Origin of the sequence: Alkalihalophilus lindianensis, assembly GCF_032843265.1 — a bacterium.
Classification (GTDB): domain Bacteria; phylum Bacillota; class Bacilli; order Bacillales; family Bacillaceae_D; genus Alkalihalophilus; species Alkalihalophilus lindianensis.
In genome coordinates this window covers 1-275 of sequence record NZ_JAWJBA010000270.1, presented here as the reverse complement: position 1 = coordinate 275, position 275 = coordinate 1, and the positions used below count along the sequence as shown (strand labels likewise).

The following is a 275-nucleotide window of genomic DNA, read 5'->3' as shown; positions in this document are numbered from 1 at the left end:
CCCTCCATACTCTCATTGATCAAGGTTACGAGGTTGTTTCCTTAGTCACAACAGCACCAAAAGAACTGGGTCGTACCTTTGGCCATGGGGAACGAACGGAGATGATCCAATTACAAGGAGAAGCACTCTCTATTCCTGTCCATTTTATAGAATGCTCATTTGAAAGCTATACGGAACAATTTGTCCAAGCACTGCATTTTTTGAAAAATAAATATCACATTTCAGGTATCGCCTTTGGGGATTTATATTTACAAGGGCACCGCGAGTGGGGTGAA

At 42.2% G+C, this 275-nt stretch carries 1 protein-coding gene; it reads left to right on the top strand.

The annotated features are described in order from the left end of the window. A partial coding sequence (locus tag RYX56_RS22220; RefSeq protein WP_500660632.1) for a Dph6-related ATP pyrophosphatase occupies window positions 1–275 on the top strand: 275 nt, incomplete at both ends.